At 67.9% G+C, this 19,425-nt stretch carries 18 protein-coding genes and 1 pseudogene; 6 read left to right on the forward strand and 13 right to left on the reverse strand.

The annotated features are described in order from the left end of the window. Window positions 1–103: 103 nt before the first annotated feature. From C475_RS23140 to C475_RS11860, 3 genes are all read left to right on the forward strand, one after another. Window positions 104–256 (forward strand): rubrerythrin-like domain-containing protein, encoded by a 153-nt coding sequence (locus tag C475_RS23140; protein WP_006884075.1) that lies wholly within the window; start codon window positions 104–106, stop codon window positions 254–256. Window positions 257–268: 12 nt separating this feature from the next. Beyond that, on the forward strand, window positions 269–1,567 hold the full coding sequence (gdhB, locus tag C475_RS11855; RefSeq protein WP_049930506.1) for a glutamate dehydrogenase GdhB: 1,299 nt from the start codon (window positions 269–271) through the stop codon (window positions 1,565–1,567). A gap of 98 nt (window positions 1,568–1,665) precedes the next feature. Then, window positions 1,666–2,220 (forward strand): DUF420 domain-containing protein, encoded by a 555-nt coding sequence (locus tag C475_RS11860; RefSeq protein ID WP_006884077.1) that lies wholly within the window; start codon window positions 1,666–1,668, stop codon window positions 2,218–2,220. 36 nt (window positions 2,221–2,256) lie between these two features. Here the strand turns inward: C475_RS11860 and C475_RS11865 are convergent, their stop codons facing one another. Both C475_RS11865 and C475_RS11870 read right to left on the reverse strand, forming a co-directional pair. Beyond that, complete coding sequence (locus C475_RS11865) at window positions 2,257–2,961, reverse strand: alpha/beta hydrolase (protein ID WP_006884078.1); 705 nt, start codon at window positions 2,959–2,961, stop codon at window positions 2,257–2,259. 147 nt (window positions 2,962–3,108) lie between these two features. Then, a complete protein-coding gene (locus C475_RS11870) occupies window positions 3,109–4,227 on the reverse strand; it encodes a Gfo/Idh/MocA family protein (RefSeq protein ID WP_006884079.1) in 1,119 nt (372 codons plus the stop codon). Between the two features lie 203 nt (window positions 4,228–4,430). On the opposite strand from C475_RS11870, the gene C475_RS11875 reads away from it, so the two are divergent. Next, window positions 4,431–5,129 carry a hypothetical protein gene (locus C475_RS11875; protein ID WP_152436400.1) on the forward strand — a complete coding sequence of 233 codons (699 nt, stop codon included), beginning with the start codon at window positions 4,431–4,433 and terminating at the stop codon, window positions 5,127–5,129. A gap of 90 nt (window positions 5,130–5,219) precedes the next feature. Here the strand turns inward: C475_RS11875 and C475_RS11880 are convergent, their stop codons facing one another. The 5 genes from C475_RS11880 to C475_RS11900 all read right to left on the reverse strand — a co-directional run bounded on the left by C475_RS11880 (window position 5,220) and on the right by C475_RS11900 (window position 9,971). Beyond that, window positions 5,220–7,043 carry an FAD-binding protein gene (locus C475_RS11880; protein ID WP_006884081.1) on the reverse strand — a complete coding sequence of 608 codons (1,824 nt, stop codon included), beginning with the start codon at window positions 7,041–7,043 and terminating at the stop codon, window positions 5,220–5,222. A gap of 2 nt (window positions 7,044–7,045) precedes the next feature. Continuing rightward, window positions 7,046–7,936, reverse strand: coding sequence for a succinate dehydrogenase/fumarate reductase iron-sulfur subunit (locus C475_RS11885; RefSeq protein WP_006884082.1), 891 nt, complete (start codon window positions 7,934–7,936; stop codon window positions 7,046–7,048). Continuing rightward, a complete protein-coding gene (locus tag C475_RS11890) occupies window positions 7,933–8,298 on the reverse strand; it encodes a succinate dehydrogenase hydrophobic membrane anchor subunit (protein WP_006884083.1) in 366 nt (121 codons plus the stop codon). The genes C475_RS11885 and C475_RS11890 overlap by 4 nt, the downstream gene beginning before the upstream one ends. Window positions 8,299–8,301: 3 nt before the next feature. Beyond that, complete coding sequence (gene sdhC, locus C475_RS11895; RefSeq protein WP_006884084.1) at window positions 8,302–8,694, reverse strand: succinate dehydrogenase, cytochrome b556 subunit; 393 nt, start codon at window positions 8,692–8,694, stop codon at window positions 8,302–8,304. A gap of 230 nt (window positions 8,695–8,924) precedes the next feature. Further along, complete coding sequence (locus tag C475_RS11900) at window positions 8,925–9,971, reverse strand: succinylglutamate desuccinylase/aspartoacylase family protein (protein ID WP_006884085.1); 1,047 nt, start codon at window positions 9,969–9,971, stop codon at window positions 8,925–8,927. 213 nt (window positions 9,972–10,184) lie between these two features. On the opposite strand from C475_RS11900, the gene C475_RS11905 reads away from it, so the two are divergent. Continuing rightward, complete coding sequence (locus C475_RS11905; protein WP_006884086.1) at window positions 10,185–11,528, forward strand: putative ATP-dependent zinc protease; 1,344 nt, start codon at window positions 10,185–10,187, stop codon at window positions 11,526–11,528. Window positions 11,529–11,569: 41 nt separating this feature from the next. Here C475_RS11905 and C475_RS11910 read toward each other — a convergent pair whose 3' ends face one another. The 4 genes and pseudogenes from C475_RS11910 to C475_RS11925 form a co-directional block, all read right to left on the reverse strand. Continuing rightward, window positions 11,570–11,887 carry a hypothetical protein gene (locus C475_RS11910; protein WP_006884087.1) on the reverse strand — a complete coding sequence of 106 codons (318 nt, stop codon included), beginning with the start codon at window positions 11,885–11,887 and terminating at the stop codon, window positions 11,570–11,572. 3 nt (window positions 11,888–11,890) lie between these two features. Then, complete coding sequence (locus tag C475_RS11915) at window positions 11,891–12,469, reverse strand: DNA-3-methyladenine glycosylase family protein (RefSeq protein ID WP_006884088.1); 579 nt, start codon at window positions 12,467–12,469, stop codon at window positions 11,891–11,893. A gap of 259 nt (window positions 12,470–12,728) precedes the next feature. After that, window positions 12,729–13,232: pseudogene (gene cysE / locus C475_RS11920) on the reverse strand (serine O-acetyltransferase); the annotation flags it as partial. A 685-nt stretch (window positions 13,233–13,917) separates the two neighbouring features. Continuing rightward, window positions 13,918–15,075: an acyl-CoA dehydrogenase family protein gene (locus tag C475_RS11925; protein ID WP_006884090.1), complete on the reverse strand. Its 1,158-nt coding sequence runs from the start codon at window positions 15,073–15,075 to the stop codon at window positions 13,918–13,920. Window positions 15,076–15,189: 114 nt separating this feature from the next. Between C475_RS11925 and C475_RS11930 the strand changes: the two genes are divergently transcribed. Beyond that, window positions 15,190–17,154 carry a 3-hydroxyacyl-CoA dehydrogenase/enoyl-CoA hydratase family protein gene (locus tag C475_RS11930; RefSeq protein ID WP_006884091.1) on the forward strand — a complete coding sequence of 655 codons (1,965 nt, stop codon included), beginning with the start codon at window positions 15,190–15,192 and terminating at the stop codon, window positions 17,152–17,154. 21 nt (window positions 17,155–17,175) lie between these two features. Here the strand turns inward: C475_RS11930 and C475_RS11935 are convergent, their stop codons facing one another. Next, complete coding sequence (locus tag C475_RS11935; RefSeq protein WP_006884092.1) at window positions 17,176–19,107, reverse strand: ABC transporter ATP-binding protein; 1,932 nt, start codon at window positions 19,105–19,107, stop codon at window positions 17,176–17,178. 94 nt (window positions 19,108–19,201) lie between these two features. Further along, complete coding sequence (locus C475_RS11940; protein WP_006884093.1) at window positions 19,202–19,393, reverse strand: hypothetical protein; 192 nt, start codon at window positions 19,391–19,393, stop codon at window positions 19,202–19,204. Window positions 19,394–19,425: the final 32 nt, after the last annotated feature.

Consider the following 19,425-nt stretch of genomic DNA (forward strand, 5'->3'; position numbering starts at 1 on the left):
CCGCCACGACGAGAGCCGCGGCGGAGTGCGAATCGCCGTATTAATATGTGTTAATATACCCTAAATACTTAATACTATATAATCTCGGCCCGACGTTGTCGGTGTGCCCCATCATCAGGACATCGCCGACGACGCGGATTCGAAATCGACCTACGAGTGTCTCGTCTGCGGGACGATCGTGAAAGCGGAGTCGCACCCGGGTGGCTGCTCCGAGTGCGACGGCGAGTTCCAGAACCGTGCGATGTCGCTGGAGTGAGCGGTCTCTATCATGTCCTCCGAAACACCACCACAGTCGACAGCCGATAGTACCGAACCCGTGACCGACGAGTCGGAGTCTGCGCTGTCGACGGCCCGCCGTCAGTTGCGACGGGCGGCCTCGCTGGTCGACGTCGACCCGAACGTCATCGAGCGGTTCCTCCACCCGAACGCCGTCCACGAGGTGACCGTCCCCATCGAGCGCGACGACGGGAGCGTCGAAGTGTTCCGCGGGTTCCGCGCCCAGCACGACAGCGTCCGCGGCCCGTACAAGGGCGGGATACGGTTCCACCCGGAGGTCTCCCGCGAGGAGTCGATCGGCCTCGCCATGTGGATGACCTGGAAGTGCGCGGTGATGGACATCCCCTTCGGCGGCGCGAAGGGCGGCGTCGTCGTCGACCCCAAGCAGTTGAGCGACGACGAGCGCGAGCGGCTCACTCGGCGATTCACCGACGAGATCCGCAACGTCATCGGACCGACGACGGACATCCCCGCGCCGGACATGGGCACCGACGCCGAGACGATGTCGTGGATGATGGACGCCTACAGCATGCAGGAGGCCGAGACCATCCCGGGCGTCGTCACCGGAAAGCCGCCCGTCATCGGCGGGAGCGAGGGCCGCGCCGAAGCGCCCGGGCGGAGCGTCGCCATCGTGACCCGCGAGGTCGCCGAGTACTACGACACGCCGCTCTCGGAAGCGACCGTCGCGGTGCAGGGGTTCGGGAGCGTCGGCGCGAACGCCGCCCGACTGCTCGACGACTGGGGGGCGACCGTCGTCGCCGTCAGCGACGTGACGGGCGCCGCCTACGACCCCAGCGGACTCGACACGCGCTCGATCCCCGCTCACGAGGAACAACCGGAGGCGGTCGCGGCCCACGCCGACCGCACGATCCCGAACGACGAACTGCTGGAACTCGACGTGGACGTGCTCGTCCCCGCGGCGGTCGGCAACGCCGTCACCGAGGCGAACGTCTCCGAGGTCCGTGCCGATATCGTCGTCGAGGGCGCGAACGGGCCGCTGTCGTTCGCGGCCGACGAGATCCTCGCCGAGCGGGGCGTCCCGGTCGTCCCCGACATCCTCGCGAACGCCGGCGGCGTCACGGTCAGCTACTTCGAGTGGCTCCAGGACATCAACCGCCGCTCGTGGTCCGCCGAGCGCGTCAACGAGGAACTGGAGACCGAGATGCTCGCCGCGTTCGAGGCGGTCGCTGACGAGTTCGAGTCGAGCGACGGCACCTGGCGTGACGCCGCGTACGCGGTCGCGCTCTCCCGGATCGCGGAGGCCCACGAAGCGCGCGGGCTCTGGCCCTGACGGGCGGCCGGCGTTCGCGACCCGCGAGGTCGCTCGCGACCGACGGCCGCCGCCCGGAAGCGCAACTGCATTGACGGTCGAGTCCTCAGTTCCGGCCGATGAACGTCAGAGAGCACGTCCCCGCGGTCTCCGGTATCCTCTCGGTCGTCGCGCTGGCGCTGGTGTTCGCGGCGGCGCTGCAGGCGATCCCCCAGAGTCTGCTGCCGCGGGCGCCCGAGCTGGTGCTCGAAGCGATCCCCCACGTCAACGCCGTTCTGAGCGCGACGGCGGTCGGGACCATCGTCGTCGGAATGCGGGCGATCCGCCGCGGTGACGTGGCCCGCCACCGCGCGGCGATGCTGACGACGACCGGTCTGTTCGCCCTCTTCCTCGTCGCCTACCTCTACCGCGTGGCCCTGCTGGGACCGAGCGACTTCTCCGGGCCGCCGCTGGTCGAGGGCGTGATCTACCCCGGCATCCTCGCCGTCCACATCCTCCTCGCCATCGTCTGCGTCCCGCTGGTGATCTACGTCCTGCTGCTGGCGCTGACCCACTCGGTCCCGGAACTGCGCGAGACGCGCCACCCGACCGTCGGGCGCGTCGCCGCCGCGCTGTGGCTGATCTCCTTCACGCTGGGCGTCGTCGTCTACCTCATGCTCTACGTCCTGTTCTGAGCCGCCCGCCGGATCGACGTTCGTGACGACGGGCGCTCACGCGGTCCGGATCGGTCCCGAAAGCGCCTCGGGACCCTCGTCGAGGACCGCCAGCAGCCACTCGACGGTCCGGTCGCGCGACGACGAGGAGAACGACTCGTGGCCGCCGTCGTAGAGGACCGTCCGCTCGGCGGGGGCGCGCTCGCCGATGGCGTCGACGCCGACGACGCGGTCCCGGAGCGAGCAGAAGACGACGCTGTCCGCGCGGAAGTCGGGCAGTCGCGACTGCGCGTCGGCGACCGTCCGCAGGAACGCCGGCGCGATCCGGTCGGGACCCTCGGCGCGCTGGCGCTCGGTCGCCAGATCGCCGAGCGCGCTCTCCTCGAAGGGCACCGGGACGACCGGCCGGTCGGTGGGAAGCGCGGCGGCGAGACGTTCGAGAAGTCCCTCACTGGCCATCCCCCACCAGGGGCTCAGATAGACCCGCGGGGCGGCCGAATCGAGATGCGCCGCGACCAGCCCGCCGGTGCTGTGCGAGAGGATCCGGTCGGGGTCGGTGGCGTCGAGGTGTCGCTGGGTCGGCCCGACGTACTGGGCGTCGAAGTCGCTCCCGTGGTCGGGGATCTGCCCCACGTCGACGGTGTAGCCCGCCGCGACCAGCTCGTCGACCAGCCAGCGCACGTTCTCGTGGTGAGTCCGGTTTCCCCAGCCCAGGACGAACAGGACGCGCTCGTCGCCGTCGCCAAACGCCGTGAACTGCATGACCGGGGACTGGGCGCCGGTGCCACAAAAAGGCGCGGCGGTCGGGACCGTGGCCTCGTCCGACTCATACGGATTGCTCTAACTGTTTGTCACGGCGACCGCCCACATACGGGCGGTCGATGCGAGAATGGCTTAGAGCGATCCGTATCAGTCGTCGGTTTCGCTCGCGGCGCTCTCGGGCACGTATTCGAGTTCTCCGGCCTCGACGAGCGCCTCGAAGGCGTTGTCCTCGGCGTCGAGCGGGAAGTCGACGCGGCCGCGCTTGCGCGCGGACTCGTAGGCGCCGAAGATGATCTCGGCGGTCTTCAGGCCGTTCTTCGCGCCGAGTTCGGAGTCGCGGCCCGCTTCCAGCGCGTCGACCACCTCGCTGGCCGCGCGGTCGATGTACTCGCTGCCGTACTGTCGGCCCTCGGCGTTGGCACCGTGCAAGTCCTCTCCGTCCACGTCGATGGTCTCCCAGGCTCCGTCGCCGGCGCGGCGGATCTCCAGCATGTTGCCCGTCTCGCTGTCGATGCGAATCTCGCCCTCCGTGCCGCGGATGACGTGGGCGGCGTCGGCGAAGTCGCCGCCCTCGCCGCCGGAGATGACGCCCTGGACGCCCGTCTCGTACTCCCAGAGCGCCCACGCCTGGTTCTCCTGGTGCATGCCGAAGCGCACGTCCTCCTCGCGGTAGTCGATCTGTGCGATGACCCACTCCGGTTCGGCCTCGCCGGCGAACATCCCGGTCAGGTCGATGGTGTGAGCGCCGGTGTCGTAGAGGTCGCTCCACGTGGTCTCGATCCGCTGGAGGTCGCCGATCTCCCCGTCGTCGATCAGTCGTTTCGCCTCTCTGAACGGCTTCCCGAAGCGTCGCTGTCGGTTGAACGTCAGCTGCACGTCGCGACGCCAGCAGGCCTGGGCCATCCGCTGTGCGGAGCCCCAGGTGTGTGCCATCGGTTTCTCCGCGTGGATCGCCGAGACGACGCCGCTGCGAGCGCAGTCGACGACCACGTCCTCGTGGATCGCCGGCGGGACGGCGACCGTCACGATGTCCGGTTCGACGGCGTCGAGCATGGCCTCGTAGTCCTCGAAGAGGTTCTCTTCGGGCAGATCGAACGTCCGGCCGAACGCCTGGGCGTTCTCGGGGACGATGTCGGCGCAGGCGACGACCTCACAGCGGTCGTCGTTCTCGAACGACTCGGCGTGGCGATACCCCATCGCGAACCCCTCGACGGTCGGGTTCTCCGGGTCGGGCCCCGCGCCGACGACGGCGACGGTGTACGTCATGCGATCACACAGCGAGAACGGGCTAAAACCGCTTTCGGTCGCCCTCCTTCCCGTAGATCGACGTGTAGCCCGGTAGCGATCGATCCGCGGAACACGGCGACCGACCCGGCATTCGCTACCATCGACCGTTCGATTCTACCAAACAGCTTGGAAAAGATATATCACTTACTTCTCACCAATATACGAACAGTCGAGCTACCGACATGCCAATGATAACTGTCGACGGATCAGAGTTTGAGTACGAGCGACAGGCGAAGAACAGATCGGAGAGCGTCTTCGAAGCGCAGTTGATCGTCGAGTCGCGGACCGGCGAGCGGTCGGTGCGGTCGTTCGAGATCGACGTGTCCGCGCGCGACGACCTGACGGCCGAGCGGATGGAGACCGCGCTCGCCGAGTGGAAGGAGTCCCACCCCACCCTGACGGTCGACCAGGTGGTCGTCGAGGAGACGAAGCGTTGCGGGTTCGGTCGCCGCGTCGGCGAGGCCGACGCGGAGGGCGCCGCCGAAGCGACGGCCGCGGGCGACGACTCCGGGCGAACACAGCCGCTGTATCGCGGCGGCGCGCAGTCGGTCCCGCGCTCGCCCGTCGGGTTCGGCGACGTGCCCGTCGAGCGCGGCGAGGAGGTCACCTTCCACGTGGCCGGCCCCGAGTCCTCCGTCTACGGCACCTCCAGTGGGACCGTCACCGGCGTCAAGACCGGGACCGAGGACTACAACGTTCTCATCATCGAGACGGACTCCGGCACCAAGCGCGTCCGCGAGGACTGGGTCGTCGACGAGAGCGACGACGAAGCGAACGAGACCGAGCCCACCGACGAAGCCGGCGATGCAGACGGCGAATCAGACGATGCGGAAGATGAAGCCGACGCGGCCGACGAGGACGCCGAGAGCGACGACTCCTGAACGGCAGGTGGTCGCGGCTCCGGTTCTCAACGGTTCTCCTGTGCTGTCCGCACGAGCGAGAGCGGGACTTCGCTCGCGAAAAATTGGCTTCTAGTAGCTGCGTTCCTTTGGCTCGTACTCCTTTTCGCCTTCGAGAAGGACGGGCTTGTAGTACAGCTCGGGGTTGCCCTCGTTCCAGGCGAGCATGGTGTGTTTGAGCCACTCGTCGTCCCGGCGCTCCTGGTACTGCTCGCGCCAGTGGGCGCCGCGGAACTCCTCGCGGGCGAGCGCGCCGACCGTGATGGCTTCGGCGATGTCGATGATGTTGCGGGTTTCCATCGTGTGCATCAGGTCGGTGTTGTAGGTGCGCGAGGGGTCCGAGGCGGCGACGTGCTTGTAGCGCTCGCGAGCCTCGCGGATGTCGTCGAGCGCCTCCATGAGGTTGTCCTCGCGGCGGAAGACGTTGACGTTGGCCGTCATCGTCTGCTGGATGTCGTCGCGGACCTGCGCGTGGTTGACGCCGTCGTCTTCGAGGAGTTGCTCGACGCGCTCCTCCTGTCGCTGGACCTCGGCGTCGACGACGGTCGCCGCGTCGACGGCCGCACCGTCGGCGGCGACGCTCCGGTCGCCCGCGTCGACGGCGCCGACGTCGACGCCCTCGGGAATCTCGCCGGCTTCGCTCTCGGCGCTCGGTCCGGTCTGGATCTCCGCCTCCTTCATGTCGCCGCCGGCGGCGTGCGTGCCGGCTCGGGCCCCGAACACGAGCAGTTCGGGGAGCGCGTTGCCGCCGAGGCGGTTACCGCCGTGCAGAGAGACACACGCCGTCTCGCCGGCCGCGTAGAGGCCGTCGATACAGGTGTGGCCGTTCTCGTCGCACTCGACGCCGCCCATCTGGTAGTGCTGGCCGGGCTTGACCGGCATCGGCTCGTCGAGGCCGTCGACGCCCTCGAAGTCCTCCGCGAGGTGGAGGATGTTCTCGAGGCGGTCGAGGATGCGCTCCTCGCCGAGGTGGCGCATGTCGAGGTGGACGTACTCGTCCTCGATACCGCGACCCTCGTTGACCTCCGTGAGCTCGGCCCGGGAGACCACGTCGCGGGAGGCGAGTTCGCCGTCGTTGTTCGCGTAGCCGTACTCGAACATCAGGCGCTCCTCGTTGTCGTTGTAGAGGATGCCGCCCTCGCCGCGGACGCCCTCGGAGATGAGGACACCCGTGGAGGGGAGCGTCGTGGGGTGGAACTGGACGAACTCCATGTCCTCCAGCGGGACGCCGGCGCGGTAGGCCATCGCGTAGCCGTCGCCGGTGTTGGCGACCGCGTTGGTCGTGTGGTCGAAGACCTGCCCGGGGCCGCCGGTTGCGAGGATGACGCCGTTGTTGGCGCGATAGCCTCGGATCTCGCCGGAGGCGATGTCGTAGGCGACGACGCCGTGACACTCGCGGTCCTCGACGTCGTCGTGGTCGGTCACCGCCAGGTCGAGGACCTGCTGTTCCTCGTAGACGGTGATGCCCCGTTTGACGACCTGCTCGTACATCGTGTGCAGCAGGTGGTGGCCGGTCTCGGCGCCGGCGTACGTCGTGCGGGGGTGGCTGAGGCCGCCGAACGGTCGCTGGGAGACGGTGCCGTCCTCCTCGCGGGAGAAGGGCATCCCCCAGTGTTCGAGCTGGATGACTTCGTCCGGCGCGTCCTGGGCGAAGGTCTCGACCGCGGGGGCGTCCGCGAGGTAGTCCGAGCCCTTCATCGTGTCGTAGGCGTGTAGCTCCCAGGAGTCCTCGGGGTGGAGCGCGGCGTTGATGCCGCCCTCGGCCGCCCCGGTGTGGCTCCGGACGGGGTGGAGCTTCGTGACCATCGCCACGTCCGCTCCCGCTTCGTGTGCCGCGATCGCCGCGCGCAGGCCAGCGCCGCCCGCGCCGACGACGAGTACGTCGTGTTCGTGCATGGTTACCAGAATTTGAGGTTCGACTTGACTGCTTCGCGCTTCAGCTCCTGGATGTGCTCGGTCAGCGGGATGTCCTTCGGGCACACCTCGGTGCAGGAGAACTGGGTCTGACAGCGCCAGACGCCGTGTTCCTGCTCGATGATCTCCAGTCGGTCTTCCTTCTGGATCTCGCCCTCCCGCTCGTCCATCGCGAACCGGTAGGCCTTGTTGATGGCCGCCGGGCCGAGGTACTCGTTGTCCCCCGCCGCGATGTTACACGAGGACATGCAGGCACCGCACCAGATACACCGCGTGGACATCTTGACTTTCTCGCGGTTCTCGGGGGTCTGGCGCTGTTCCTCGCGCTCGCCCTCCGGGAGTTCGTCGGGCTGGAAGTACGGCTCGACGGCCTCCATCTGCTCGTAGAAGTGCTCCATGTCCACGACGAGGTCCTTGACCACGTCCTGGTGGGGGAGCGGCTCGATGCGGACCGGCCCTTCGAGGTCGGCCATCTGGGTCTTACAGCCGAGTCGCTGCTGACCGTTGACGAACAGCGCGTCGGAGCCACAGACCGCCTGCCGGCAGGAGTGGCGGAAGGTCAGCGACGAGTCGTAGTGGTCGCGGGCGTAGATCAGCGCGTCGAGGACGGTCATCCCCTTGAAGAAGGGGACGGAGAAGTCGTCGAAGCGCGGTTCGGACTTGCCCTCGACCTCCGGGTCGTAGCGGAACACCTTGATCCGGACGGTATCGTCGGCGTCGCGGACCTCCTCGCGGGCCTGCTCTTCGCGTTCGCGGGCCTCGGCGCGGGCTTCCTTCTCTGAGATCCGACGGTCTTGGGGCGACTGCTCGGCCGGTTCGGCCGTCTCGGCGTCGGTCTGCTCCTCGGTCTGCTCTTGTTCGATTTGTGTGCTCATAGTAGGTCGGTCATCGCGAGTGCCACGCGGGTTCCCTGGACGATCAGTGCTATGCTCGCCAGCGTCAAAACGGCCCCGACTGCTTTCTTGCGGGTACCGCTCAGGCCCTGGTTGACGAGGGCGTTGTAGACGCCGTTGACGCCGTGGAAGGTCGCGGTGACGAGGAACAGCCACATCGTGGCGAAGTAGCCGACCTGGCTCATCCGCGCCTGGCTACCGGCGAAGGTGATCTCGGCGGCGTGGTTGACGAAGTGCAGCAGGAAGAAGTGGAAGGCGAGCACGCCGACCAGGAAGACTGCAGTCAGTCGCTGGAAGAGCCACTTGATACCGCCGCGCTCGAACGAGGAGTAGTGCTGTGCCATGAATCACACCCCCGCGAGGAACGTCGGCACGCTCGCGACGACGATGGCGGCCGTCACGACGAGCGACGCGTAGAAGCTCTTGTCCTGATTTTCGAGTCCGAACCCGAGGTCGACGAAGAGTAGTCGAACCCCGTTGAGGATGTGGAAGACGGCCACCGAGAGGAGGCCGACCTCCAGCACGCGGACGATCAGCAGTTCTTCCAGTCCCTGAAGCGTGTTCGTGTACACCGTCGGGTCACTGGCGGTGGCGGTGCTCAACACGGCGATATGCGTAAAGAGGTAGCCGACGAGCACCCACCCGGTGAACTTGTGGAAGATCCAGGCCCACATGCCCGGCTGGAACTCCCGCCACCGGCCGAAATCCTCGACCGCTCCGCGGTCGTACGTTCCGCTCATACAACGGGCGCAATGGTAGCAGGGGCTATAGTAGTTTCTACACCGACCCGCCTCGGCCGTCGAACACGTTCACACACGTCCACAGGTCGCCGGGTTCGGTGGGCGTTCCGGGGATTTTCGCCGGGACATCCGGCCGACGTACCACTCGGCTGTCAGCGGTCGCGCCCGCGGGCCGGCGTCGCTCGCTCGCGCGCGACCACGGGCGAACCGCGCCCGTTCGCGCGGCGTCCTCACTCGGCCGCGCTGGACGCCGTCGGGTCACGGGACGGGTCCGGGCCGCCGCTGCGTTCGATGGCGTCGAGCGTGTCGCCGTCGAGTTTGACGAGGTGACAGAGCGGGTTGCCGGGGTAGACGACGGGGTTTTCGAGGATGCCGACGAGCAGGCCGGTAAAGGGCGCCTCGACGTGGGCCCGTTCGGTCTTGAAGGGGTTGGCGATCGTGCAGATCGTCTCGCCCTCGCGGACGACGCCGCCGCGGGCGGCGTGCATGTCGACGAGGCCGCCGGCGTCGGCGCGCAGCCAGGTCTTGTCACTGGAGCCCTCCACGATCGTCCGCCAGCCGGGCCAGCGGACGCGTTCGGTGGGTAACAGTCCGAACTCGGCGAGGACGCTCTCGACGCCGACCAGGGCCCGGTCGATGAACTCCCGCTGGAAGCGGTGAGCTTCGCCCATCTCGATGGTGATCGTGGCGGTGCCGCGCTCGCTGGCCTCCCGCCTGAGGGTTCCGTCCGGCCCCTGTCCGTCGATGATGACGTTCGAGGCGAACGCCTTGGCGACGCGGGCGACCGACGGGTCGGCCATGTCGGCGCGGGCGTGCAGCATGTTCGTCCGGCCCCGGGTGGAGGTGTGCAGGTCCAGCCCCACGTCGCAGGGTTCGACGAAGTTGTCGAAGATGCGCCGGGCCATCCGCTTGGCGCTGGTCGACCCCGCTTTGCCGGGGAACGACCGGTTGAGGTCGCGGTCGTAGACGGGGAGGTAGCGCTCCTGGGCGATGAACCCGGGGACGTTCAAGACGGGGAGACAGATGAGCGTGCCCCGGAGGTCGCTCAGGTCCCACTCGTGGGCCACCTCGCGGACGACCTCGACGCCGTTGAGTTCGTCGCCGTGGGCGGCGGCGCTGAGGAACGCGGTCGGTCCCGGCTCCTCACCGACGACGATCGTGACGGGGATCCTGACGGGATCGCCGAGATAGGTCTCGCTGACGGTGTAGCGCACGTTGGCCCGCTCACCCGGGTCGACCCGACCGCCGTCGTAGGTGAACGGCTCGGCCTCGTCCATATCTCCCACTGCGCCCGGGGGTTGAAACGTGTGGCGACCCGGGGTTGCGAGCCCGCTCCGGGATCGCGAACGGGCCCTCCCTGGCTCGCGCTCCGCCGACGCGCTCCCGGTTCGCGGCCGACCGCATCGTTGTTTTCAGTTTCGCCGTCAGATCGCCGCGCTGGCCCGATACGGGACCGTTAGTACTTTCGGCCGGCCCGGTGACGTTGGGGTATGACGACTTCTGACTCCGTTTCGGTGGGGGTGTTGAGCCTGCACAACAGCAAGGAGACCAAGGCGATCCTCAACGCCGTCGACGCGCTGGGCCACGACCCCGAGTGGTTGCGCCGCGAGAACACGACGCTCCGCGTCGAAGGGTCGGAGCCGAAGCTCGAACCCGAGGTGGACGTGATCGCCAACCGCCTCCTCCTGTCGAAGTCGACCGAGCCCTGCGAGGAGATGGGGCTGGCCAACACCTTCGAACAGCTCGTCCCGATGCTCAACGAGCCGGCGAAGACGCTCACCTCGATGCACAAGGTCGCGTCGGCCGTCGCGCTCTCGGAGGCCGACGTGCAGGTACCGGACGCGCTGCTGGCGCTGTCGTCGGACCGGCTGAACCTCGAACGCGAGCAGTTCGGCGAGGAGGCGGTGTACAAGACCGCCATCGGGACCAACGGCGGCGGCACTTGGAAGGTCGACGCGACCGAACGGGTCAACGCCCGCGTCGGCAACCGCTACGCGTTCCTCCAGAAGCTGCTCGAACGGGGCGACGTGCCCACGCGAGACCTGCGCGTCTACGTCGTCGGCGGCGAGGTCGTCGGCTCGATGTTCCGCTACGCGCCCGACAACGAGTGGCGGACCAACGTCGCGCTGGGCGGCCGCGTCGAGGACGCCGCCGGCGAGGTCGACGAGGCCGTCATCGACACGGCCCAGACCGCCGTCGAGGCGGTCGGCCTGGACTACGCCGGCGTCGACCTGATGGAAGGCGAGGACGGCTGGTACGTCCTCGAAGTCAACCCCACCGCGGGCTTCAAGGGCCTGTTCGACGCGACGGGGACGAGCCCAGCGCCGTACATCGCGGGGCTGGCCGTCGAGCGCGCCGGCGGCAGCGTCGACTCCGAGCGGGTCGAGGAGCTGTCGAGCTTCCTCGACGACTCGGTGCCCGCCTGCAAACCGCCGTCGGTCTCGTCGGGGGTCGCGGACTCGCTGGTCATCGGCTACACGGAAGAGGTGCTGATCAGCGGGACCAAGGGCTCCGAGTCGGTCGTCGCGAAGTCCGACACCGGTGCGACCCGGACGAGCATCGACACACGCCTCGCGGCTGACATCGGTGCCGGCCCGATCAAGTCGATCACGAAGGTCCGGTCGGGCTCGAACAAGTCCTCCAAGAGCCGCCCGCTCGTGGACGTGGTCGTCGGCGTCGGCGGCACCCGCCACACCGTCACCGCCAGCGTCGAGGACCGCAGCCACATGAACTACCCCGTCATCCTCGGCCGCGACATCCTCGGCGACTACCAGGTCGACGTGTCCCGCCAGGCCGACCGCGAGTCCGACGCCGAAGTCGAGTCCGAGGAGTAACCGCGCGCTTTCGTTTCGCGTCCCCGCTCTCTGTCCTGCTCTCAGTCCCCGCCCGCGATCGCCTCGGCGAGCGACCGCGCCGTCGCCACGCGCTCGTCGGCTGCGTCGTCGCCCGTCCCGTCGACGTTGCCGAGCAGTTCGGTGACGTGACCGACCCGCTCGCGAACGGTCTCCTCGTCACCTCCACCGCCACTCGCCAGTTTCGCGGCGTCGCCGGCGACCGCCTGCGCCTCGCCGATCCACCGGCTCGCCGTCCGGTCGACCGGCCGCTCCTCGGTCGCTTCGAGTTCCGCGTGGAGCCGTTCGACGCGCTCCGCGAGTGAGTCGCCACCGCCGCTCACATCGGCGTCGTCGCCCACGATTCACCCCTCCACCGCGCGCCAGAGGTAGCAACTGGCGTAACTGCGGTAGGGCCGCCAGCGCTCGGCGGCGTCGGTCATCTCCGCTCTGGTCATCTCGGCGTCGAACAGCCGGTCCATCCCCTTGCGGATGCCGAGGTCGCCGACGGGAAACACGTCCTCGCGACCGAGCGCGAACATCAGGAACATGTCGGCGGTCCACGGCCCGATACCGTGGATGTCGGTCAGCTCGGCCCTGACGGCGTCGTCGCTCGTGTCGGCGAAGGTGTCACGGTCCCACTCGCGGGTCAGGAACGCGCTCGCCGCGCTCTTGGCGTAGTCGGCCTTCGCCTCGGAGAGCCCGGCCTCGTGGAGGGTGGCGTAGTCGGCCTCGACGATGGCCTCGGGCGTCACCTCGACGGCCTCGAACAGCCGCTCGCGGATGGCCGCGGCGGCGTCCATCGACACCTGCTGGCGGATCAGCGAGACGACCAGTCGCTCGAAGCAGTCGTCGGCCGGCTCGATGGAGACGGCACCGTGCTCGTCGACGACCGGCCCGAGCACCTCGTCGGCGGCGAGTGCATCGATAGGGTCCGCTGTCATCGCCCGACCGTCGGGGACGGGACGACATGGGGGTTTCGGAGACCCGTACGGCGTCCGGTCAACTCGCGCCCGCCGCGCCGCAGCAAGCCGGCGGCTCCGGCGGCGTCGCCGCCTCCTCGTCGGTGTCGTCGTCCGACTCGTCGCCCGTCGACCGGTCGTCTGCTCCGGTCGGTCGCTCGTCTGTCTCGGCCGCGGCCGCCTCGGGCTCGGGGGTCTCCTCCACCGGCTCGACCGGTTCGCCGTTCTCGCTGTCACCGCCGTCGACGACCTCGGCGGGGTTGCCGACCACGGTCGCGCCCGGCGGCACGTCGTCGACGACGACGGCACCGGCACCCACGGACGCGTCGTCACCGATCGTGATATCGCCGACGAGGGTCGCGTTGGCCCCCAGCGTCACGCGGTCGCCGACGGTCGGGTGCCGTTTCACCGGTCGCGGGTCGTCGCCGCCCAGCGTCACGCCGTGGTACATCGCCACGTCGTCGCCGACTTCGGCCGTCTCGCCGATGACGACGCCCATCCCGTGGTCGACGAAGACCCGACGCCCGAGGTCGGCACCGGGGTGGATCTCCACACCGGTGAGAAAGCGAGTGAGCTGGGAGACGAGTCGGGCAGTGAAGTGAAAGTCACGGGTCCACAACCAGTGGGCCAGTCGATAGGCCCAGACGGCGTGGAGGCCGGCGTAGAGCAGTACCTCGGCGCCGCTCTTGGCGGCGGGGTCGGTCTCGCGGGCTGTGCGAACGTCCTCTCGGAGTCTGTCGAACATTGTGGGTGGTCCGTGTCGTGGGTCGGCAGGTGTCGCGGTGGTCGGCGGCGTCGATGCGGACGAGAAAGCGCGGGCGCTCAACAACAGTGTCGCCGAACGATGTTCGGCTGGTCGTGTCCCGTGCGACCGGACGAACGCGAGCGCCCGAGATGCATAGTTCGAGTTCGATTTGCCAGCGGCTTAAATTACCCGACCCGCTCTAGGCGTCGCTACGTTCGTTTGTGTCGTGTTGAGTTTGCACTTTCGAGTCCGCTCTCTAGCGGTTCTCGGGATCGCATTCGGCAGCAGACGGTGAAATCCCTCGACCCGCTCGCTGACTGGAATCGCTACCTCACGAGACAACAAGCGGCGAAAGCCCTCGACCCGCTCGTTCACGGGTCGTTGCACTCCCCGTTCGCATGTCGAGGCGCTCGCTTCGCTCGCGCCTCGCACTCGCGGTCGCTGTCTCTGAAAATCGGAGATTTTCAGGATCGGGCGAGAGCACAGCTCTCGCAGACATCGCGAATCTCCGATTCGCTCAGTGACGAGAGAGCTGTGCTCTCTCGAACCAAGCGGGATATCCGCGCTCTCCGCACCGCCCGCTCACGGCAACGCCGTTCGCTTCGAGGCGCTGCGCGCCTCGCACCGCTCGACAGCGCGCGCCGTCCAGTAAATTCACCGAGTAGTCACCGAGACCGCAGGGGAGTCAGACCATGCCCTTCCCGAGCAGTTCGCGGGCGATGATGTTCTTCTGGATCTCGGTGGTGCCCTCGTAGATCTGGGTGATCTTGGCGTCGCGGTAGAACCGCTCGACGTCGAAGTCGTTGACGTAGCCGGCGCCGCCGTGGATCTGGACGGCCTCGTCGGCCACGTCGACGGCGACGCGGGAGGCGTACTCCTTGGCCATCGAGGCCAGCTGGGTGAGCTGGTCGTCGGCGTGGTCGACGCTCCAGCCCGATTTGTAGGTCAGCATGCGCGCGGCCTCGGTCTTCGTGTGCATGTCGGCGAGCTTGTGCTGGATGGCCTGGAACTCGCTGATCGGGCGGTCGAACTGCTCGCGCTCCTGGGCGTAGTCGAGGGCGCGCTCGGCGGCGCCTCTGGCGATGCCGACGCCCTGGGCGGCCACCGCGGTGCGGGTCTCGTCGAAAAACTGCATGAGCTGGAGGAAGCCCGCCCCGCGGGTCCCGAGGAGGTTCTCCTCGGGGACGCGCACGTCGTCGAACAGCAACTCCGCGGTGTCGGAGGCGCGGATCCCGAGCTTCCCGGTGATCTTCTCGGCCTCGAACCCGTCGCGGTCCGACTCGACGACGATCTGCGAGAAGCCGTTGTACCGGCCCTCCGCGTCGGGGTCGGTCTCGCAGAGGACGACGAAGAAGTCGCCGACCGAGCCGTTGGTGATCCACATCTTCGACCCGTCGATGACCCACTCGTCGCCGTCCTTCTCGGCGCTCGTGGAGACCGACGACACGTCCGAACCCACGTCGGGTTCGCTGATGGCCGAACCCATGATGGCCTCGCCCTCCGCGACGGGGCGCAGGTACTCCTCCTTTTGCTCCTCGGTGCCGAACTCGACGAGGGCGTCGGCGCCGAACGCGGCCGACGAGATGGAGAGCCCGATCCCCGGGTCGGCGGCGAACAGCTCCTCGACGATGACGATGTTGGTCAGGTAGTCGTAGCCGACGCCCCCGTATTCGAGGGGTACGTTGGCCCCCACGAGCCCAAGCTCGGCGGCCTCCTCGACCAGGTCGTGTGGGAACTTCTCTTCGGTGTCGTACTCCGTGGCGACCGGTCTGATCTCGTTGTCGGCGAAGCGACGGACTTCGTCGCGGACTTGCTGTTGCTCGTCTGAGAGTGCGAAGTCCATGCGTCATATGTCATCGTCTGTCATACATAACGCTTCGTAATCAACGATCAACTCGTCGAGCGTTTACCGGCGAGAGAAACCTTGAAACGGGAGCCGAGCCAGGTTGCACACGTCATGGACTTCGAGGATATCGAACAGGTCGCGGTACTCGGTGCGGGGAACATGGGTCACGGGATCGCCGAGGTCGCGGCCCTGGCGGGCTACGACGTGACGATGCGGGACATCGAGCAGGAGTTCGTCGACGACGGCTACGAGAACATCGAGTGGTCGCTCGGCAAGCTCGCCGAGAGCGGCCAGATCAGCGACGAGGAGGCCGACGCCGCGCTCGACCGCGTCGAGGCGCTCGTCGATTTCGAGTCCGCCGTCGCCGAGGCGGACGTGGTGATCGAGGCCGTCCCCGAACGGATGGACATCAAGAAGGACGTGTACGGCGAGCTGGAGGAGTACGCCCCCGACGAGACAATTTTCGCGACGAACACCTCCAGCCTCTCGATCACGGAGCTGTCGGAGGTGACCGAGCGACCGGAGCAGTTCTGCGGGATGCACTTCTTCAATCCGCCGGTCCGGATGGCGCTGGTCGAGGTCATCCGCGGCGAACACACCGCCGACGAGACGCTCGACGCGATCGAAGGGCTCGCCGAAGCGTTCGACAAGACGCCCGTCCGCGTCCGGAAGGACTCGCCGGGGTTCATCGTGAACCGGGTCCTGGTCCCGCAGATGAACGAGGCCTGCTGGCTCGTCCACGACGACGTGGCGACGGTCGCCGAAGTCGATTCGACGACATCGTTCGACATGGGCCTGCCCATGGGCGCGTTCGAACTCGGCGACCAGGTCGGCCACGACGTGACCCTGCACGTCCTCGAATACCTCCACGAGGTCCTGGGCGACGCCTACGAGCCCTGCCCGCTGCTGGAGGAGAAGGTCGACGCCGAGGAACTCGGCAAGAAGACCGGGAAGGGCTTCTACGACTACGAGGACGGCGGCGTCGAGATCCCGGCCGACGAAGGTCGCGACGACGTGGAGGCCCGACTCCTGGCCGTGATGGCCAACGAGGTCGGCAAGCTCGTCGAGAACGACGTGGCGCCGGTCTCGGACATCGACGAGGCGATGATGCTCGGCGCCGGCTTCCCGGAGGGTCCGGGCAAGCGCGCCGACGCCTACGGGCTGGACGGGCTGGTCGAGACGCTCGAATCGGTCCGCGAGGAGACCGGCGCGGCCCGCTACGAAGTTTCGGACGGCCTCCGCGCGGCCGCCGAAGCGGGCGGCTTCTACGGGAGCGACGACGAGGGCGAGGCCGTCTCCTACGATCAGATCGTCGTCGAGACCGACGGCGCGGTCGGACACATCCAGCTCGACCGCCCGGCGCGGATGAACACGATCACCGTCGATATGATCGACGAGGTCGACGCCGCGCTCGACCAGTTCGACGCCGACGACGAGATCCGCGCCGTGCTCCTCGAAGGCGCCGGCGACCGCGCGTTCTCCGCGGGCTTCGACGCCGCCAGCGCCGCCCCCGGGAGCGGCCTGGAGGCCAGCGAGATGTCCCGCAAGGGCCAGCAGGTCTTCGGCCGCCTGGAGGAGGTCGGCATGCCGGTCGTCGCCGCTATCGACGGCTACTGCCTCGGCGGCGGCATGGAACTCGCCACGGCGGCCGACATGCGTATCGCCAGCGAGAGCGGTCAGTTCGGTCAGCCCGAGCACAACCTCGGCCTCCTCCCGGGGTGGGGCGGCACCCAGCGACTCTCGCAGGTCGTCGGCGAGGGTCGCGCCAAGGAGATCATCTTCACCGCGAAGAACGACTACGAGGCCGAGACGATGTACGACTACGGCTTCGTCAACGAAGTCGTCGAACCCGGCGAGTACGACGACCGCAAGTGGGAACTGGCCCGCGACCTCGCCGCGGGGCCGCCCATCGCCCAGAAGTTCACCAAGCGCGCGATGCTCGCCGGCCGCGACGACACCGACGCCGGCCTCGAATACGAGGCCTCGGCGTTCGGCCACCTGTTCACCACGGACGACGTGTGGGAGGGCCTCGCCGCCTTCCAGCAGGACCGCGAGCCGGAGTTCGAAGGGGAGTAAGAACGGCCGCGTTCTACGTTTTCAGTCGTCTTCGGCGGCGTCGAGCGCCTGCTGGGCGACCCGTTCGCTGGCCTGTTCGACGAACTCCTCGGGGAGGTCCTCGATCTCGCCGGCCTGGACCCGCCAGAGGTTCGCGTAGAGGCCGTCGCCGGCCAGCAGGTCCTCGTGGGTGCCGCGCTCGACGATCTCGCCGTCGTCGATGACGAGGATGGTGTCGGCGTCGCGGACCGTCGAGAGCCGGTGGGCGATGATGAACGTCGTCCGGTCGGCGGCCAGTTCGTCGATGGAGCGCTGGATGAGCATCTCGGTCTCGGTGTCGACCGCCGAGGTCGCCTCGTCGAAGATCATGATCGCCGGGTGCTGGAGGATGGTCCGCGCGACGGCGACGCGCTGGCGCTGGCCGCCCGACAGCTTCACGCCGCGCTCGCCGATGTCGGTGTCGTAGCCCTCGGGGAGGTTCTCGATGAACTCGTGGGCCTCGGCGCGCTTGCAGGCCCGGATCACTTCCTCGCGGCTGGCGTCGAACTGGCCGTACTTGACGTTCTCGGCGATAGTGCCGTCGAACAGGAAGTTGTCCTGGCCGACGTAGCCCATCGAGCCGCGCAGGCTCGAGAGGGTCACGTCCCGTACGTCGTGGCCGTCGACGCGGACGCTGCCCTCGTTCACGTCGTAGAGGCGCAGGAGCAGCTTGACGATGGTCGTCTTCCCCGCGCCCGTGGGACCGACGAGGCCGACCGTCTCGCCGGGTTCGACGTCGGTGTCAACGTCGTTCAGGACCGTCTCGTCGCCGTCGTAGCTGAAGGTCACGTCGTCGTACTCGACGTGTCCCTCGACGCGCTCCAGGTCGACCGCGTCGGGCTCGTCCTTGATCCGGACGGGCAGGCTCATCAGCCCGAGGATGCGCTTGGTCGAGGCCTTGGCGTCCTCGTAGCGCTCGACGATGTTGCCCATCTGGGCGAGCGGGTTGACGAGCCGCTGGGTCAGCAGGAGGAAGGTGACGAGCGTCCCGGCGGTGAGTTCCCCCGAGAACGGGCCGGGCGGTCCCTGGATGATCCAGATCCCGCCGACGATGAACGTCGCGATAAAGGAGAGGGAGGTGAGCACGCGCAGGCCGGGCCGGTAGACGAACGAAAGCCGGAGCGCCAGCCAGTCGAGTTTGAAGTAGCGGTAGGAGTGGTCCTCGACGCGCTGGTCCTCGTACTCCTCGGTGTTCGACGACTTGATCACCTGGATGCCGCCGAGGTTGTTCTCCAGGCGGCTGTTGAGGTCGCCGACGGACTCGCGGATGTCGGCGTAGCGCTCCTCGGCCAACTGCATGTACCAGTAGGTGAACACGGCCGACAGCGGTGCGACGACCATCGTGACGGCCGCCAGTTGCGGGTTCAGCGCGACGAGGAACGCGGCCGTCCCGAGCATGAGGACGATCAGCTGGATCAGCTCGCCCATCATCGAGTCGAGGAACTGCTCCAGCCGGTTCACGTCGTTCGAGAGGATGGAGATGAGTTCGCCGGTCTGGACCTCGTTGAAGAAGTCCATGTCCAGCCGCTGCATCTGCTGGTAGGTGGCCGTGCGGGCCTCGTGTTTCACCCGGTGGGAGAAGAGGTTGAGGGTGGACGAGCGGACGAAGATCAGCCCCGCCTGTCCGATCATCGCGACGGCCATCCCGCCGACCACGAACCAGAACTGTCCCATCTCCGTCGTCGGCAGCCACGCTTGCGGGACGTAGGGAAGGGTGAACCCCGCCTCCTCGTTGAACAGCGCGTCGATGGCGACGCCCAGCAACACCGGCGGCACCAGCGAGAAGAAGCGCGATCCGATGCTCGCCAGCACGCCGACGACGAACCAGCGACGGTGGCCGTGCCCGAACCGCTGGAACAGCTGCAAGAGCGGATGGTCCAGTTCCTCCCGGTGTTTCTCGATGTACTCCGAATCGATCGCCTGGTCTGTGCTCACGGGTTTGACTGTCGCGCCTGTTAGCGATCCCGGTGCAAAAAGGGGCCGGTCCGCCACAAACTCGCCGCTTGTTCCGCGAGCGGCCGATAGACGGTCAACACATCTCCCCGAGGTCGCGCCACTCCTCGGTGTGGAGGCCGACGTCGAGTTCGCGGCCGCAGCCCTCGCAGTAGAACGACCCCGAGCGCCGGTCCGCCGGCAGTTCCGTCCACTCGCCGTGTTCGTCGCACTCGACGCGGATCCCGCGCTCTTCCCCTTCGAGCAGTTCGACGGAGTAGGATGGCATCGATCATCCGTGGGGCTCGCGCCAGGTTAAGT

This window comes from Halosimplex carlsbadense 2-9-1 (genome assembly GCF_000337455.1).
In the GTDB taxonomy this organism is placed as follows: Archaea; Halobacteriota; Halobacteria; order Halobacteriales; family Haloarculaceae; genus Halosimplex; species Halosimplex carlsbadense.

Bases quoted from the DNA above. Each gene is read 5' to 3' on its own strand.
- gdhB (WP_049930506.1), top strand. From the start codon at position 269: ATGTCCTCCGAAACACCACCACAGTCGACAGCCGATAGTACCGAACCC.
- C475_RS11860 (WP_006884077.1), top strand. From the start codon at position 1,666: ATGAACGTCAGAGAGCACGTCCCCGCGGTCTCCGGTATCCTCTCGGTC.
- C475_RS11865 (WP_006884078.1), bottom strand. From the start codon at position 2,961: ATGCAGTTCACGGCGTTTGGCGACGGCGACGAGCGCGTCCTGTTCGTC.
- C475_RS11870 (WP_006884079.1), bottom strand. From the start codon at position 4,227: ATGACGTACACCGTCGCCGTCGTCGGCGCGGGGCCCGACCCGGAGAAC.
- C475_RS11875 (WP_152436400.1), top strand. From the start codon at position 4,431: ATGCCAATGATAACTGTCGACGGATCAGAGTTTGAGTACGAGCGACAG.
- C475_RS11880 (WP_006884081.1), bottom strand. From the start codon at position 7,043: ATGCACGAACACGACGTACTCGTCGTCGGCGCGGGCGGCGCTGGCCTG.
- C475_RS11885 (WP_006884082.1), bottom strand. From the start codon at position 7,936: ATGAGCACACAAATCGAACAAGAGCAGACCGAGGAGCAGACCGACGCC.
- C475_RS11890 (WP_006884083.1), bottom strand. From the start codon at position 8,298: ATGGCACAGCACTACTCCTCGTTCGAGCGCGGCGGTATCAAGTGGCTC.
- sdhC (WP_006884084.1), bottom strand. From the start codon at position 8,694: ATGAGCGGAACGTACGACCGCGGAGCGGTCGAGGATTTCGGCCGGTGG.
- C475_RS11900 (WP_006884085.1), bottom strand. From the start codon at position 9,971: ATGGACGAGGCCGAGCCGTTCACCTACGACGGCGGTCGGGTCGACCCG.
- C475_RS11905 (WP_006884086.1), top strand. From the start codon at position 10,185: ATGACGACTTCTGACTCCGTTTCGGTGGGGGTGTTGAGCCTGCACAAC.
- C475_RS11915 (WP_006884088.1), bottom strand. From the start codon at position 12,469: ATGACAGCGGACCCTATCGATGCACTCGCCGCCGACGAGGTGCTCGGG.
- C475_RS11925 (WP_006884090.1), bottom strand. From the start codon at position 15,075: ATGGACTTCGCACTCTCAGACGAGCAACAGCAAGTCCGCGACGAAGTC.
- C475_RS11930 (WP_006884091.1), top strand. From the start codon at position 15,190: ATGGACTTCGAGGATATCGAACAGGTCGCGGTACTCGGTGCGGGGAAC.
- C475_RS11940 (WP_006884093.1), bottom strand. From the start codon at position 19,393: ATGCCATCCTACTCCGTCGAACTGCTCGAAGGGGAAGAGCGCGGGATC.